Annotated in this window: 16 protein-coding genes; 2 read left to right on the top strand and 14 right to left on the bottom strand. The window is 72.5% G+C overall.

The window, feature by feature from the left end; all coding sequences use genetic code 11:
• The 4 genes from DC008_RS06960 to aroH form a co-directional block, all read right to left on the bottom strand.
• Positions 1-588, bottom strand: a complete 588-nt coding sequence (locus tag DC008_RS06960; protein ID WP_108710590.1) for a lysophospholipid acyltransferase family protein — start codon at positions 586-588, stop codon at positions 1-3.
• A 53-nt stretch (positions 589-641) separates the two neighbouring features.
• On the bottom strand, positions 642-1,328 hold the full coding sequence (gene cmk, locus DC008_RS06965) for a (d)CMP kinase (protein WP_108706189.1): 687 nt from the start codon (positions 1,326-1,328) through the stop codon (positions 642-644).
• A 130-nt stretch (positions 1,329-1,458) separates the two neighbouring features.
• Positions 1,459-2,544 (bottom strand): prephenate dehydrogenase, encoded by a 1,086-nt coding sequence (locus DC008_RS06970; protein ID WP_108706190.1) that lies wholly within the window; start codon positions 2,542-2,544, stop codon positions 1,459-1,461.
• On the bottom strand, positions 2,541-2,903 hold the full coding sequence (gene aroH, locus DC008_RS06975) for a chorismate mutase (protein ID WP_055622755.1): 363 nt from the start codon (positions 2,901-2,903) through the stop codon (positions 2,541-2,543). Before aroH ends, DC008_RS06970 begins: the two co-directional genes overlap by 4 nt.
• A gap of 242 nt (positions 2,904-3,145) precedes the next feature.
• On the opposite strand from aroH, the gene DC008_RS06980 reads away from it, so the two are divergent.
• Positions 3,146-3,574: a Rieske (2Fe-2S) protein gene (locus DC008_RS06980; protein ID WP_108706191.1), complete on the top strand. Its 429-nt coding sequence runs from the start codon at positions 3,146-3,148 to the stop codon at positions 3,572-3,574.
• 22 nt (positions 3,575-3,596) lie between these two features.
• Entirely contained in the window at positions 3,597-4,340 is a 744-nt protein-coding gene (locus tag DC008_RS06985) for a nucleotidyltransferase domain-containing protein (protein WP_108706192.1), read from the top strand.
• Here DC008_RS06985 and DC008_RS06990 read toward each other — a convergent pair.
• The 10 genes from DC008_RS06990 to DC008_RS07035 all read right to left on the bottom strand — a co-directional run bounded on the left by DC008_RS06990 (position 4,266) and on the right by DC008_RS07035 (position 15,497).
• Entirely contained in the window at positions 4,266-5,015 is a 750-nt protein-coding gene (locus tag DC008_RS06990) for a nucleotidyltransferase domain-containing protein (RefSeq protein ID WP_108706193.1), read from the bottom strand. The genes DC008_RS06985 and DC008_RS06990 overlap by 75 nt on opposite strands.
• Positions 5,016-5,018: 3 nt before the next feature.
• The gene (locus DC008_RS06995) at positions 5,019-6,041 is read right to left on the bottom strand and encodes an ADP-ribosylglycohydrolase family protein (RefSeq protein ID WP_108706194.1); all 1,023 of its coding nucleotides are present in this window, start codon (positions 6,039-6,041) and stop codon (positions 5,019-5,021) included.
• Positions 6,038-6,784, bottom strand: coding sequence for an NUDIX hydrolase (locus tag DC008_RS07000; protein ID WP_108706195.1), 747 nt, complete (start codon positions 6,782-6,784; stop codon positions 6,038-6,040). Before DC008_RS07000 ends, DC008_RS06995 begins: the two co-directional genes overlap by 4 nt.
• 293 nt (positions 6,785-7,077) lie before the next feature.
• A complete protein-coding gene (locus DC008_RS07005) occupies positions 7,078-8,193 on the bottom strand; it encodes a pseudouridine synthase (RefSeq protein ID WP_055622749.1) in 1,116 nt (371 codons plus the stop codon).
• Complete coding sequence (scpB, locus tag DC008_RS07010) at positions 8,193-8,843, bottom strand: SMC-Scp complex subunit ScpB (RefSeq protein WP_108706196.1); 651 nt, start codon at positions 8,841-8,843, stop codon at positions 8,193-8,195. The genes DC008_RS07005 and scpB overlap by 1 nt, the downstream gene beginning before the upstream one ends.
• Complete coding sequence (locus DC008_RS07015) at positions 8,840-9,985, bottom strand: segregation and condensation protein A (protein WP_208645821.1); 1,146 nt, start codon at positions 9,983-9,985, stop codon at positions 8,840-8,842. The genes scpB and DC008_RS07015 overlap by 4 nt, the downstream gene beginning before the upstream one ends.
• Positions 9,986-10,003: 18 nt before the next feature.
• Complete coding sequence (locus DC008_RS07020) at positions 10,004-10,594, bottom strand: hypothetical protein (protein ID WP_108706197.1); 591 nt, start codon at positions 10,592-10,594, stop codon at positions 10,004-10,006.
• Positions 10,579-11,715: a ParA family protein gene (locus tag DC008_RS07025; RefSeq protein ID WP_079033693.1), complete on the bottom strand. Its 1,137-nt coding sequence runs from the start codon at positions 11,713-11,715 to the stop codon at positions 10,579-10,581. Before DC008_RS07025 ends, DC008_RS07020 begins: the two co-directional genes overlap by 16 nt.
• A gap of 399 nt (positions 11,716-12,114) precedes the next feature.
• Positions 12,115-13,239 carry an alanine dehydrogenase gene (gene ald / locus DC008_RS07030; protein ID WP_164492270.1) on the bottom strand — a complete coding sequence of 375 codons (1,125 nt, stop codon included), beginning with the start codon at positions 13,237-13,239 and terminating at the stop codon, positions 12,115-12,117.
• 134 nt (positions 13,240-13,373) lie between these two features.
• Positions 13,374-15,497, bottom strand: a complete 2,124-nt coding sequence (locus DC008_RS07035) for a tetratricopeptide repeat protein (RefSeq protein WP_108706198.1) — start codon at positions 15,495-15,497, stop codon at positions 13,374-13,376.
• Positions 15,498-15,619 lie beyond the last annotated feature (122 nt).

Here is a 15,619-nt window from a genome sequence, read left to right on the forward strand (position 1 = left end):
CTAGCGACCGGTCAGTCGCCTGGCGTTTTCCAGGTGTGCGGTGAGCTCCTTCTGGATGCGCTCCGTCGCCTCGTCGAGCGCGCGACGGGTGCGCCGGCCGCTGCCGTCGCCCGCGTCGAACGGTTCGCCGAAGACGACGTCCACACGGTGCCGCAGCGGGGGCAGTGCCTTGATCAACCGTCCGCGCCGCTCAGAACTTCCCAGCACCGCGACCGGGACGATCGGGGCGCCGCCGCGCACGGCGAAGTACGCGAGTCCGGCGCGCAGCGACGCGAAGTCGCCCTCGCCCCGGGTGCCCTCGGGGAATATGCCGAGGACGCCGCCCTGGCCCAGCACGTCGAGCGCCCGGGTGATGGCGGTGCGGTCGGTGGTGTGCCGGTCCACCTTCAGCTGGCCGATGCCGGTCAGGAAGGGGTCGAGCGGGCCGACGAAGGCTTCCTTCTTGATCAGGAAGTGCACGGGCCGGGGGGCCACGCCCATCACCATGGGGCCGTCGATGTTGTGGCTGTGGTTGACCGCGAGGATCAGCGGCCCGGTGGCGGGCACCTTCCAGGCGCCCAGGACGCGCGGCCGCCACAGCCCGTACATCAGGCCGACGCCGATCCGCCGCCCGATGTCGGCACCGCGCTCGGATGCTGCTGTCACTTGGCGGCCCGCTTCTCCTCGACGAGCGTGACGACGCACTCGATGACCTGCTGGAGGGTGAGCTCGGTGGTGTCCACCTCGACCGCGTCGTCCGCCTTGGCGAGCGGGGAGGTCTTGCGACTGGAGTCGGCCGCGTCCCGCTTCAGCAGGGCCTCGCGGGTGGAGTGCACGTCGGCGCCCTTGAGCTCACCGCTGCGGCGGGCGGCGCGGGCCTCCGGGGAGGCGGTGAGGAAGATCTTGAGGTCGGCGTCGGGCAGCACGGTGGTGCCGATGTCACGGCCCTCGACGACGATGCCGCGCTCGGCGGAGGTCGCGATCGAGCGCTGCAACTCGGTGATCCGGGCGCGCACCTCGGGGACCGCGCTGACCGCGCTGACCTGGGAGGTGACCTCCTGGGTGCGGATCGGGGCGGCCACGTCGACGCCGTCGACGGTGATCGTCGGGCCGGACGGGTCGGTGCCGGAGACGATCTCGGGCTTGCCGGCCACGGCGGCGATCGCGGACGGGTCCTCTATGTCGATGCCGTTGGTCACCATCCACCAGGTGATCGCCCGGTACTGGGCGCCGGTGTCCAGGTAGCTCAGTCCGAGCTGCGCGGCGACGGCCTTCGAGGTGCTCGACTTGCCCGTGCCGGAGGGGCCGTCGATGGCGACAATCACGGGCTTGGCGGCACCGTTTTCCACGGGAGGACACCTTCCTGGTGCTGTGGGGCGGGAGTGTGGGGACGCGAGGGCGTCCCGCACAAGGTTACCGGGCGCGCGTCACTCGTCCGGCCGCGCCCGGACCGGGCGGACGGCTACGGGGGGGCGCCCGCTACTGCCGGATCGCCCAGCCCCGCTCCCGCAGGGCCGCCGTGAGCACCGGGGCCGCCTTGGGCTCCACCATGAGCTGGACCAGACCGGCCTGCTGCCCGGTGGCGTGCTCGATGCGGACGTCCTCGATGTTGACGCCGGCGCGGTCGGCGTCCGCGAAGATCCGCGCGAGCTGTCCGGGCTGGTCGTCGATGAGCACGGCCACGACGTCGTAGACCCGCGGGGCGGTGCCGTGCTTGCCGGGGACCCGCACCTGGCCGGCGTTCCCGCGGCGCAGCACGTCCTCGATGCCGGAGACGCCCTGGAGCCGCTTGTCCTCGTCGGAGGACTGCAGAGCCCGCAGCGCCCGGACGGTCTCCTCCAGGTCGGCGGCGACGTCCGTGAGCAGGTCGGCGACCGGTCCCGGGTTGGCGGAGAGGATGTCGATCCACATCCGGGGGTCGGAGGCCGCGATCCTGGTCACGTCCCGTACGCCCTGGCCGCACAGCCGTACGGCCGCCTCCTCGGCGCCCTCCAGGCGGGCGGCGACCATGCTGGACATCAGGTGCGGCATGTGGGAGACCAGCGCGACGGCGCGGTCGTGGGCGTCGGCGTCCATGACGACCGGGACGGCGCGGCAGTGCGAGACCAGTTCGAGTGCGAGGTTCAGCACCTCGGTGTCGGTGTCGCGGGTCGGGGTGAGCACCCAGGGGCGGCCCTCGAAGAGGTCGCCGGTGGCGGCCAGCGGGCCGGACTTCTCACGGCCGGACATCGGGTGGGTGCCGATGTAGGCGGACAGGTCGAGGCCCAGCGCCTCCAGGTCGCGGCGGGGTCCGCCCTTGACGCTGGCGACGTCGACGTACCCCCGGGCCACACCCCGGCGCATCGCGTCGGCGAGGACCCCGGCGACATGGGCGGGCGGCGCGGCGACGATCGCGAGGTCGACGGGGCCGTCGGGCGTCCCGTCGGTGCCGGCGCCGAGCGCGGCGGCCGTACGGGCCTGCTCGGGGTCGCGGTCGGTGAGGTGGACGGCGACGCCCCGCTGGGACAGGGCGAGGGCGGCGGAGGTGCCGATGAGTCCGGTGCCGATGACGAGTGCGGTTCTCACTGGGCGATGTCCTTGCGCAGGGCGGCCGCGGCACCGAGGTAGACGTGCGCGATGTCGGCGCGGGGCCGGTCGGACTCGATGTGCGCGAGGACCCGGACGACCCGGGGCATGGCGCCCTCGATGTCGAGTTCCTGGGCGCAGATCAGCGGGACGTCCACGATGCCGAGCTTGCGGGCGGCGGCCGCGGGGAAGTCGCTGTGCAGATCGGGTGTGGCCGTGAACCAGACGCTGATCAGGTCGTCGGCGGTGAGGTCGTTGCGCTCGAGGATGGCGGTGAGCAGGGCTCCGACCCGCTCGTCCATGTGGCCGGGCTCGTCCCGCTCCAGCTGGACGGCCCCCCGGACCGCTCGTACCGCCACGGCGCTGCTCCTCGTCGACGTACCGATCGTCTCGTGCCGGTCCAGCCTAGTCAGGCCGTACGCGGCCCACGCACCGCGCCCGTACGGTGAGACACCGCCCGGACCGGGCGAATGCTCGGTTTATCGCCTTGTTCCTGAATTACCACTCCTTGGGCGCTTCGGGTGCGAAGATGCTGCTGCTCCGTCCGGAGCGGGTCGCCCACGGCCTCTTCCCCCCTCGCGCACACCCCCGGAGTGACGACATGACCAACCGTCCGACGCGACGCGACCTCCTCATCGCGACGGGCACGGCGGGCGCCGCGGCACTCGCCGTCGGCTGCGGCGACTCCGGCGACGGCGACTCGTCGACGAGCGTCTCCCCCGGCCGCTCGGGCGGGACCCCCGGCCAGGAGCTCACCACGACCGACGACGTCCCGGTGGGCGGCGGCAAGATCTTCTCCGACGAGAAGGTGGTGGTGACCCAGCCGGAGGAAGGCCAGTTCAAGGCGTTCTCCGCGATCTGCACGCATCAGCAGTGCCTGGTCTCCACCGTCTCGGACGGCACGATCAACTGCCCGTGCCACGGCAGCAAGTTCAAGATCACGGACGGTGCGGTGGCGAACCCGCCGGCCACCCGGCCGCTGCCGACGAAGAACATCGTGGTGGAGGGAAATTCGATCCGCCTGGTGTGACCGGGCCCGTACGCTGCCGGGCATGCGCCCCGAGACCCTGGTCCGCGACCACACGATCTACGCCTGTGTCATGGGGTCGCGCGCCTTCGGCCTGGCCACGGACGGCAGCGACACCGACCGGCGGGGCGTGTATCTCGCCCCCACCGCCCTGTTCTGGCGCTTCGAGAAGCCCCCGGCCCATGTCGAGGGACCGCTGCCCGAGCAGTTCGGCTGGGAGCTGGAACGCTTCTGCGAGCTGGCCCTGCGCGCCAACCCGAACATCCTGGAGTGCCTGCACTCCCCGCTCGTCGAGTACGCCGACACCACCGGGCACGAACTGCTCGCCCTGCGCGAGGCGTTCCTGTCCCGGCAGGTGTACGACACGTTCACGCGGTACGCCCTCGGCCAGCGCAGAAAGCTGGAGGCGGGCCTGCGCGCCCACGGCACCCCGCGCTGGAAGCACGCCATGCATCTGCTGCGCCTCCTGGGAAGCGCCCGCGACCTGCTGCGCACCGGCCGGATGACGCTCGACGTGGGCTACGCGCGCGCGTCCCTGCTGGAGGTCAAACACGGCGAGGTGCCGTGGCCGGAGGTGGAGGCCCGGATGACCCGCCTCGCCGCGGAGGCGGAGGAGGCGCTGCACCGCACTCCGCTGCCGGCCGAGCCGGACCGCCGCCGGGTGGAGGACTTCCTGGTCCGGGTCCGGCGCGCCTCAGCCCTCCAGCCGTATGCGGACGACGAAGGCGTGCAGGGCGTCGTGGACGCTCGGGGCGTCGGGCAGCGCTGAGACCGCCTGCGCCTCGTCGAGCACGGCGTGCAGACGCTCCACGTCGGCCGCCACGCGCGCGTGCTCGCCACCGGCGTCCCCGTGCTCCCGCTCGGCCTTCGCCGCGATCAGCTCGGGCAGATAGGCGGGCGCGCCGACCGCTTCCAGCAGGGTGGGCAGATGCGCCTCGATCCCGCCGCCGCGCATCAGATGGATGCCGGTGAGCAGCGCGCGGAACGCGTAGAGCAGCGGCTTGAGCTCCCCGGTCCGCTCGAACAGCCGCCACTGGGTGGCCGCGAACCCCCGGTAGTGGTGGGCGTGGTGGGTGGTCAGCACGCCCGGCGCGAGCCCGGCCAGCTCGCGGTGGGCGTCCGTGGTGTGCACGACGAGCGGGGAGAGCAGCTGCTCCAGCACATAGCCGTTGCGGCGCAGCATGAGCCGTACGAACTTCCGCAGGTCGTGGGTGACCAGGTCCATCTCGACGCCGTCGCGCACCCACATCCGGGACCGGGTCTCGTCCGGCTCCCGCAGCCCGACGAGGTCGGCGGCCGGCAGCAGGTGCACCCCGCGCAGGTCGACGTCCGAGTCGCGCGACGGGAAGCCGTACAGATGGGCGCCGGAGACGGTCGCGAACAGCACGGGGTCGGGCTGTTCGGCGACGACCGGCGTGAGGTCGAGGGCGAGGGCGTCGAGCATCGGTCAAGCGTCCCAGAGCGCTCCGAGGGCGAGCAGGTCGCCCCGGTACTCGATGCGGTCGGCCCAGTCGGCCGGCCAGGCGTCGGCGCCGAGGTGGGCGCCCGCGAACGCGCCGGCCAGGCAGGCGATCGAGTCCGAGTCCCCCGCGGTGCAGGCGGCCCGGCGCAGCGCGGTCAGCGGCTCGTCGACGAACCACAGGAAGCACAGCAGCCCGGTGGCCAGGGCCTCCTCGGCGATCCAGCCCTCGCCGGTGGCCAGGCACGGGTCGGTCTCCGGCGACACGGACCGGACGGCCTCCTGGAGCCGCTCCAGCACGGCCAGGCACTCGTCCCAGCCGCGTGCGATGAAGTGCTCGGGCGAGGGGTCCTGGGAGCGGGTCCACAGGTCACCTAGCCAGCGCTCGTGGTAGCGGGTGCGGTTGTCGTAGGCGTACGACCGCAGCAGCCCGACCAGCCCGGCCGGGTCGGCGCCGCGCGCGAGGAGGTGCACGGCGTGCGCGGTGAGGTCGGACGCGGCGAGCGCGGTGGGGTGCCCGTGGGTGAGCCCGGACTGCAACTGGGCGGCGCCGGCGCGCTGTTCCTCGTCGAGCCCGGGGACGAGACCGAGGGGGGCGACGCGCATGTTGGCGCCGCAGCCCTTGGAGCCGATCTGGGAGGCGTCCTGCCAGGGCCGGCGCTCGTCCTTGAGCAGGTTGCAGGCGACCAGGCAGGTTCGGCCGGGCGCCCGGTTGTTCTCCGGCGACCGGTACCAGTCCACGAACTCCTCGCGCACGGGCCGCTCCAGCCGCTTGGGGCCGAGCAGGCCCCGGTCCATCGCCGTCCGCAGCCCCTTCCCCAGGGCCAGGGTCATCTGGGTGTCGTCGGTGACGATCGCCGGCTTCGGCAGCGCCATCTCGCGCCACGGCCCGCACTTGGCGAGGATCGACGGCACGCCGTTGAACTCCGTGGGAAAACCGAGGGCGTCCCCGAGGGCGAGGCCGAGCAGGGAGCCGGTGGCGGCGCGCTTGCGGACGGTGGTGGCGGTCATGCGGGACGTCCTTCCGGGGTGTCCGGGGTGGGCCTGAGCAGGGGCGGGTGGAGCGTGGCGGCGGCGCCGGCGCGGTACAGCGCGGCCGGTTTGCCGCGGCCGCCGGTGAGCCGGGCCGCGCCGGGGACGGGCTCGACGAAGCCGGGCGTGCCGAGCACCTTGCGCCGGAAGTTGGGCCGGTCCAGGGAGGTGCCCCACACCGCCTCGTAGACCTGCTGGAGCTCGCCGAGCGTGAACTCGGGCGGACAGAAGGCGGTGGCGAGACCGGAGTTCTCCAGCTGGGCGCAGATCCGTTCGTGGGCGTCGGCCAGGATCCGGTCGTGGTCGAAGGCGAGCGGCCGGGCCCGGTCGTACGGCACCCAGCGGGCCTGTGCGGCGTCGCTGCCGCCGTGCGGTTCGGGCGGGTCGGGCAGCAGGGCGGTGAAGGCGACGGTGACGACCCGCATCCGGGGGTCGCGGTCCGGCTCGCTGTAGGTGCGCAGCTGCTCGAGGTGCAGACCGCGGACGTCCGACAGGCCGGTCTCCTCGGCGAGTTCGCGCCGGGCGGCGGTCTCGGCGGACTCGTCGGGCTGCACGAAGCCGCCGGGCAGGGCCCAGTGGCCCCGGTACGGCTCCTGTCCGCGCTCGACGAGCAGCACGTGCAGGGCGCCGCCGCGGAGGGTGAGGACCGCGAGGTCGGCGGTGACGGCGAAGGGTTCGTACGCGTGCCGGTCGTACCCGTCGGGCACCGTGGGTCCGGGCATACCCGGCCACCCCCTTAATGGTCAGCGCGACTATTAGTCACTCTGACCATAAAGGCTCTGTACGCGATTCCACAACCCCCGGGAGCTCACCGATCCGCCGCAAGGCACCCGCCACGGCCCTCAGGCGCCCCTCTGGGGCCCTCCGAGGCCTCACGCGCCCTCAGGGGACTTCACTCCCTCCCGGGCCGCCACAGACGCGCTGGGCGCGGAAAACACGCCGGCCGGCCCGGGAGTCCCCGAACCGGCCGGCGGTACGCACGCCCGCGTGCGCACAAGTCGACTTACAGATCGACCTACAGATCGACTTCCTTCATCAGCATGCCGACCTCGGTGTTCGACAGCCGGCGCAGCCAGCCGGACTTCTGGTCTCCGAGGGTGATCGGCCCGAAGGCGACCCGAACCAGCTTGTCGACCGGGAACCCGGCCTCGGCCAGCATGCGGCGCACGATGTGCTTGCGGCCCTCGTGGAGGGTGACCTCGACCAGGTAGTTCTTGCCGGTCTGCTCGACGACCCGGAAGTGGTCGGCGCGCGCGTAGCCGTCCTCCAGCTGGATGCCGTCCTTGAGCTGCTTGCCCAGATCGCGCGGGATCGGGCCGACGATGTGCGCGAGGTACGTCTTGCGCACGCCGTACTTGGGGTGGGTGAGGCGGTGCGCCAGCTCGCCGTGGTTGGTGAGCAGGATCACGCCCTCGGTCTCGGTGTCGAGCCGCCCGACGTGGAAGAGCCGGGTCTCCCGGTTGGTGACGTAGTCGCCGAGGCACTGACGGCCCTCGGGGTCCTCCATCGTGGAGACGACACCGGCGGGCTTGTTGAGCGAGAAGAACTGGTACGACTGCGTGGCGACGGTCAGCCCGTCGACCTTGATCTCGTCCTTCTCGGGGTCCACGCGCAGGCCCTGCTCGAGGACGATCTCGCCGTTGACCTCGACCCGTGCCTGCTCGATCAGCTCCTCGCAGGAGCGCCGCGAGCCGTAGCCGGCGCGCGCCAGCACCTTCTGCAGCCGCTCGCCCTCCTGCTCGGCGCCCGGGAACGTCTTGGGCAGCTTGACGTCCTTCTTGCCCGCATACCGCTCGCGGTTGCGCTCCTCGGCGCGCGCCTCGTACTCGCGGGACGTGGCCGGGACCGAGCGGCCCCGCTGCAGGGGCTTCTTCGGCCCGCCCTTGGCGCCTCCGCGGGCCGTCGGCCCACGGCCCGACTTGGGGCCCTCCTGGGTGGCGCCCGGGCCTACGTCGTAGCGCCGCTCCTCCGGGCGCGGCTTCTTGGGACGACCGCCCTGCCGGTCGTCGCGGTTGTTGCCGGCGCCGCGGTGGTTACCGCGACCACCGCCGCTCCCGCCGCGGCCGCCGCTGTTGCCACCACGGCTCCCGCCGTTGTTTCCGCTGCTGTTTTTGCCGCTGCTGCTTCGCATCAAAGTTCCGTCTTGTCGTCTGCGTCCTCGGAATCCGGGGCGTCCGGATCGAACGACGGGACCGCTTCCAGTGTCTCGGCCTCGATCGCCTCCGCCTCGGGGAGGAAGGGCGCGAGCTCCGGGAGCTCGTCCAGGCCGCGCAGGCCCATCCGCTCCAGGAAGTAGTTCGTCGTCCTGTACAGGATCGCACCTGTTTCGGGTTCCGCGCCCGCCTCCTCGACCAGCCCGCGCTGCAGCAGGGTCCGCATCACGCCGTCGCAGTTCACTCCGCGCACTGCCGAGACCCGGCTGCGGCTGACCGGCTGGCGGTACGCGACCACCGCGAGGGTCTCCAGCGCGGCCTGGGTGAGCCGGGCCGTCTGCCCGTCCAGGACCAGGCGCTCGACGGCGGCCGCGTACTCGGGCCGGGTGTAGAAACGCCAGCCGCCCGCGACGAACCGCAGCTCGAAGCCGCGCCCCTGCAGGGCGTACTCGTCGGCGAGCTCCCGCAGCGCGTCCGCGATCTGCCGCCGCGGCCGCTCCAGCAGCTTGGCGAGGTGCTCCTCGGCCGCGGGCTCGTCCACGACCATGAGCATGGCCTCCAGGGCGGGCTTGAGGTCCAGGTCCGCGACGGCACGCGTCCCGGCGGGCAGCCCGGTGCTCTCGCTCACGCCTTCTTCTCCTCCTGCTCGGGCGCCTCCGGCGGCCGGTCGAACTCGTCGGTCACCCTCGGCTGCGCGTCCCCGTCCCCGCCGGTCCAGCGCACCAGGAGGTCGCCGAGCGCCGTCTCCTGGTCGAGGGCCACGGCCTTCTCTCGGTACAGCTCGAGCAGCGCCAGGAAGCGCGCCACGACCGTGAGGGTGTCGTCGGTGTCCGCCACGAGCTCCTGGAAGCTGGCCTCGCCGCGCTCCTTGAGCCGGGCGACGACGATCCCGGCCTGCTCCTGCACGCTGACCAGCGGGGCGTGGATGTGCTCGACGTAGACCTGGGGCTTGGGCTTGGGCTGCATCGCCTTCACCGCGAGCCTGGCGAATCCTTCCGCCCCGATGCTGATGACGACCTCGGGAAGCAGCTCGGCGTGGTGCGGTTCGAGGCCGACGGTACGGGGGTAGCGGCGCGCCTCGTCGTCGAGCCGGGCGTTGAAGATGTCGGCGATCTGCTTGTACGCGCGGTACTGCAGGAGCCGTGCGAACAGCAGGTCCCGCGCCTCCAGGAGCGCCAGGTCGGCCTCGTCCTCCACCTCGGCGGCCGGGAGCAGCCGGGCCGCCTTGAGGTCGAGAAGGGTGGCGGCGACCACCAGGAACTCGGTCGTCTCGTCCAGGTCCCAGTCCGGTCCCATGGCCCGGATGTGCGCCATGAACTCGTCCGTGACCTTGGACAGGGCGACCTCGGTGACGTCCAGCTTGTGCTTGGAGATCAGCTGGAGGAGGAGATCGAAGGGGCCCTCGAAGTTGGCGAGCCGGACCTTGAAGACACCGTCCGTGTCGGCCTCGGCGTCACCCTGCGGGGCGCGGGCCTCAGGTGCGGGTTCGGCGACCGTCGCCTCGGGCTCGGGATCAAGCGCCGGCGGTGAGACGGCCGCCGGGGTCTCGGGGACACCCGTGTCCGGTGCCGGCTCGGCAGCCACGCGGTCCGGTGCCGGTCGCGGGTCCGGTTCCGGCTCGACGGGCGCGCGACCCGGTGCCGGTGGCGGCTCCGGTGCCGGTTCGGGTTCCGGCGGAGCCACCGGCGCCGCCCCCGGTCCCCGGCCCAGCGCGCGCCGGCGGCCGGCGGGGGCGCCGGCGCGCGGGGCGGGAACGTCGTTCGAGGTCATGGCCCCCGCAGGCTACCGCTACCGCCCGCGGAGCCGTCGTACGAGGATGCTGGCGTCGCCCCGGGTCTCCAGATCGGCCAGGACCACGGCGACCGCCTCGCGGACGATCCGCCCGCGGTCGACGGCGAGCCCGTGCTCACCGCGGAGCACCAGACGCGCGTGCTCCAGATCCATGAGCTCCTCGGCGGAGACGTAGACGGTGATCTTCTCGTCGTGCCGCTCGCGGCCGCTGGGCCGGCGTGCGGCGGCCCGCCCCCGCTTGCGCGACCCGCCGGCGGCGGCACCGCCCGCCGCGGCGGACCCGGCAGAACCTTCCTGCGCCCCCTGGCGCCGTGCGGAGCGCTCACCGGAGGCGGACCGGCTGCGGGACTCCCCCGCCTCGGCCTGCTCGGTGTCGGCCGCCACATGCTCGGCGCCCTCGCCGTCGCCGCCCTGTGCGGGCACCGACTGCGGAGCGTCCTCGGCGGCCGCGGCGTCGCTCTCCCCCGCGGGAGCCGGCACCCGGGCCTCGCCGTTGGCCGGGCGCCGGGGAGTGGACGGCTGGAGCGCCATACCCCCTGTCGTGCGGAACAGTTCGTCGGCCCCCGGCAGACTCACTCGGCGTGACACCGGGCGAGCACCTCCCTGGCGAGCTGGCGATAGGCGGCGGCACCGACGGAGTTGGAGGCGTACGTGGTGATCGGCTCACCGGCGACCGTGGTCTCCGGGAAGCGGACCGTGCGTCCGATGACCGTGTGGTAGACGTGGTCGTCGAACGCCTCGACCACCCGCGCCAGGACCTCACGGCTGTGGACCGTGCGCGAGTCGTACATCGTGGCGAGGATCCCGTCGAGCTCCAGCTCCGGGTTCAGCCGCTCCTGGACCTTCTCGATCGTCTCGGTCAGCAGCGCCACACCGCGCAGCGCGAAGAACTCGCACTCCAGCGGCACGATCACCTTGTGCGCGGCCGTCAGGGCGTTGACCGTGAGCAGGCCGAGCGAGGGCTGGCAGTCGATGACGATGAAGTCGTAGTCGTCCATCAGCGGCTTGAGGGCGCGCTGGAGCGTGGACTCCCGGGCGACCTCGCTGACGAGCTGGACCTCGGCGGCGGACAGGTCGATGTTGCTGGGCAGCAGGTCCATGTTGGGGACCGCGGTCTTCAGCAGGACCTCGTCGGCCGACATGCCCCGCTCCATGAGCAGGTTGTAGACCGTGAGGTCGAGTTCCATCGGGTTCACGCCGAGTCCGACCGACAGCGCGCCCTGCGGGTCGAAGTCCACGAGCAGCACGCGGCGACCGTATTCGGCGAGTGCGGCACCCAGGTTGATGGTCGACGTCGTCTTGCCGACGCCGCCCTTCTGGTTGCACATCGCGATGATCTTCGCGGGACCGTGGTCGGTCAGCGGACCCGGGATCGGGAAGTACGGCAGCGGACGTCCGGTCGGGCCGATGCGCTCGCGGCGCTGCCGGGCAGCGTCGGGCGCGAGCGTGGCCGCGTACTCGGGGTCGGGCTCGTACTCCGCGTCGGGGTCGTAGAAGTGCCCTTCGGGCAGTTCGTCGTAGTCGGCGAAGTGGTTGCGGGGCGCGCCACTTCCGTCGCCGGCCATGGCGTTCACGTGATGGCCATCCATGCTCTTGTTTGCTGTCAGAGCCGTGTGGGGGCTGGTCTGGCTCTGGTGGGCTGCGAAGGTTCGGACAGCGACGGAGCCGACAGCCTCGAATCCCGCGGGACCCTGGCCCCGTACAGGCATTCCTGGTTGACCACCCCCGGGAGAAAATGTCGACTCATTCACAAGTCGTCTTACCTCCTTGGTGACCAGGAAACTTCTAGACAGGTCAGCGTGGCACCATGCCGACGGTTGGCGACTCTATGGCGTGTCGGCGGTCCGCAGCAACACAATCCACCGGACCGGGCAGATGTGTCGACAATGAAACATCGCGCTGTCAAGGGCGTACGGCCGTCGCACAGCAGGTTTCACCGGTGTACGAATCGGTCGAAGGGTTGCGTTCGAGGCGAGTTGACCGAGCGTCGCAAAGTGACCATACACACATCCAGCCGGACCTTTTCGAGCAAGGTCCGGCTGGATGCGCGCGGTTGACGACCTGTGTTGACGTATCGCCTTTACCAGAAAGTGACTTGCCGGTCCGGCTCAGCCGAGGAGCGACTCCAGCTCCACGTGCTCCAGGCCGTGCGCCTCGGCGACCTCGCGGTAAACGACCTTGCCGTCATGCGTGTTGAGGCCCTTGGCCAGCGCGGGGTCGCGACGAAGCGCCTCGACCCAGCCCTTGTTGGCCAGCTCGACGATGTACGGCAGCGTGGCGTTGGTGAGCGCGTAGGTGGAGGTGTTGGGCACCGCGCCGGGCATGTTCGCGACGCAGTAGAAGACCGAGTTGTGCACCGGGAAGGTCGGCTCGGCGTGCGTGGTCGGACGGGAGTCCTCGAAGCAGCCGCCCTGGTCGATCGCGATGTCGACAAGGACACTTCCGGCCTTCATCCGGGAGACCAGCTCGTTGGTGACCAGCTTCGGGGCCTTGGCACCGGGGATGAGGACGGCACCGATGACGAGGTCGGCCTCCAGGCAGGCCTTCTCCAGCTCGAAGGCGTTGGAGACGACCGTCTGGATCTTCGTGCCGAAGATCTTGTCGGCCTCGCGCAGCTTGTTGATGTCCTTGTCGAGCAGGGTCACGTGGAAGCCCATGCCGATGGCGATCTGCGCGGCGTTCCAGCCGGAGACACCGCCGCCGATGACCACGGCACGGCCGGCGAGCACGCCGGGGACACCGCCGGGCAGCACACCGCGGCCGCCGTTGGCGCGCATCAGGTGGTAGGCGCCGACCTGCGGGGCGAGGCGGCCCGCGACCTCGGACATGGGGGCGAGCAGCGGCAGCGCGCGGGTGGGCAGCTCGACCGTCTCGTAGGCGATCGCGGTGGTGCCGGACTCGATGAGGGCGTCCGTGCACTCCTTGGACGCGGCCAGGTGCAGGTAGGTGAAGAGCGTCTGGTCCTTGCGGAGGCGGTGGTACTCCTCGGCGATGGGCTCCTTGACCTTCAGCAGCAGGTCGGCGGTGGCCCACACCTCGTCCGCGGTGGGCAGGATCTGGGCGCCCGCGGCGACGTACTCGCTGTCCGGGATCGACGAGCCGAGGCCGGCGCCCTGCTCGATGACGACCTGGTGGCCGTTGCGCACCAGCTCGAGCACGCCGGCGGGGGTGATGGCCACCCGGAACTCGTTGTTCTTGACCTCGCGGGGGATGCCGACCTTCACGTCGATCACGGTCCTTGGCTCAGGGGGTGTGGAACATTGCTACACATCCCAGGCATGCAGCGGCATACCGGGAGACACCGCAGGAGAAGGTGCGGCAGAGCCAGTCTAATGAAGGTGTTCCCGCTGTCTAGCCTTTCATTGCATCAATCTTCGTTCGATGCGCTACGGATTTCGCAGGCGTTGCCGCCGTGTTCCGGCTCGATGGCCTTGTCACCGGCCCCGGAACCGGTCCCCGGACCGGTCATGGAGGCGGTCCCGGGCCCGGCCGTCTCGGCCGCATCGGTCTCCTCCATCAGGATCCGCCGCGCGGCGCCCCGGTGCAGCTCAGCGGCCGCGGGATCGCCCAGCCGGTCCAGGGTGTCGGCGAGCCGCAGATACAGCGCGCCCTGCAGCCGTACGTCCTCCGCGCGGCGCGCCCACTCGATCGCCTCCTGGCAGGTGCGCAGCGATTCCTCGGGCCGTCCCGCGTACTCCTGGACCCGGGCCAGCTCGCTCAGGGCGCGCGCGTGACCTGCGACGTCGCCGTTCTTGCGGTGCACGGCGACCGCGGCCCGCCAGTTGCGCTGGGCCTCGCCGTACCGGCCCGCGTAGGTGTGCGCCTCGGCGGTCCTGCCGTACAGCCGGGCGGTCTCGGCGCGCTCCCCGCGGGCCAGCCGCTGGGCGAGGGCCCGGCCGTACCAGTCGGCGGCCCGGTCGTAGTCCCCGAGCTCCAGATGGGCGCCGCCGACGGATTCCATCGCGCGGCCGGTCGCGTACGGGTCGTCCGCCTCGCGTCCGGCGTCCAGCGCGGCCCGGAACCGCGTCAGCGCCTCCCGGGTCCGCCCCGTACGGGCGTCCAGGTCGCCGAGGTTCAGCAGGGCCGCCGCCTTCTCCCGGGGCAGGTTCCTGCGCTCGGCCACGTCCAGGACGAGGCCGTGGATCTCGTACAGGTCCCCGGCGGCGGCCTGGGTCCCGAAGTGCGCGGCCATCGCCCTGACCAGCTGCGACATCAGCCGGCGGGCGAGGGTGTCCAGCTCCCCGTCGGCGACGGCGGCCCGGGCGGACGCCAGCAGGGCGGGCCGGCGCAGCCGCAGCCAGTCGGCGGCCGCCCTGGGGTTCGGGAAACGCAGCGCGCGGGGCACGCCGAGGAGCTTCTGCCGGGTCGCGGGGCTGTCGGTCTCGGTGATGGCCCGGCAGGACTGCAGCAGCCGTACGGTCCGCTCCAGCATGCGGGCGCGGGCGAGCTGGACCTCGGCGGGGCGGTCCTGGGTCTCGCTGAGGGCCTTCAGGAGCGGGTGCAGACATCCAGGGACCCGGTACTGCGGCAGCGGTGAGTCGAGGCGGTGCAGCAGGCCGAGGGCGGCCAGGTCGTCCAGGGTGGTGTGGGCTCCGTCCACCGAGCAGCCGGCGAGGGCGGAGGCGCCGTGCGGATCGACCAGGCCCGCGGGGGCGAGCGTCAGCAGGCGGAGCATGCGGGCGGCGGGGGCGGGCAGCGAGGCGTGGACGAGGCGCAGCAGCCGGCCGAGCGCCGTGCCCTCCTCGCCCTCGGTCCGCAGCTGTTTGGCCAGGTCGGAGACGGCGGACTTGGGGCGGGCGGCGAGCCAGCCGCCGGCCAGCGTCAGCGCGGCGGGCTGCCCCTGGCACACCTCCACGAGCCCTTCGGCGGCCCTCGGGTCGACGGTGATGCGCACGGCCCCGGAGAGCCGGGTGAGCAGTTCCACGGCCGACTTGGTGTCGAGGCCGCCGAGCGTGCAGGGTCTGACGTCCGAGATGCCGGTCAGCGGCCCGCCGGAGACGACGACGGCCAGGCACTCGGGGGTGTCCGGCAGCAGGGCGTCGACCTGCTCGGCGTCGGCGGCGTCGTCGAGCAGCAGCAGGGCCCGGCGCTCCGCCAGCGCCTCGCGCAGGGCGGCCGACAGGTCGTCCTCTGCGGCCCCGGGCGGGGCGGGCACGTCGAGGTCGGTGAGCAGGTCGCGGGCGGTGCGCGCGACGGGGACGGGGGTGCCGTCGGGTTCGCTGAGCCGGGCGCGGAGCACCCCGTCGGGGTAGCGGTCGCCGACCTGGCGGGCCAGTTCCTCGGCGAGTGCCGTACGGCCGGAGCCGGGGCGTCCGGCGATGAGCAGCACGCGCGCGCGGGGCGCCTTGCGGCCGGAGAGGGTGTCGAGGCCGGCGCGCTCGATGTCGGCGCGCAGCTCCTTCAACTCGCGTGTGCGGCCCAGGAAATGACTGCCGTCGGGGGTCCGGGCCGACGTCCGCACGCCGCCTGTGTCCACCACCTGGTCCGTCACGGGCCACACTCCCGTCCCACGCACGCGCAAGCCCGCCGGGACTCCGGTTCGGGCGTGCTCAGAGCCTAGTTGACGCTCTGGTACGTTCCGGGCGGAGTGCGGCGGGCACGACGGGGACATCC

The organism is Streptomyces nigra (genome assembly GCF_003074055.1).
Taxonomy (GTDB): Bacteria; Actinomycetota; Actinomycetes; order Streptomycetales; family Streptomycetaceae; genus Streptomyces; species Streptomyces nigra.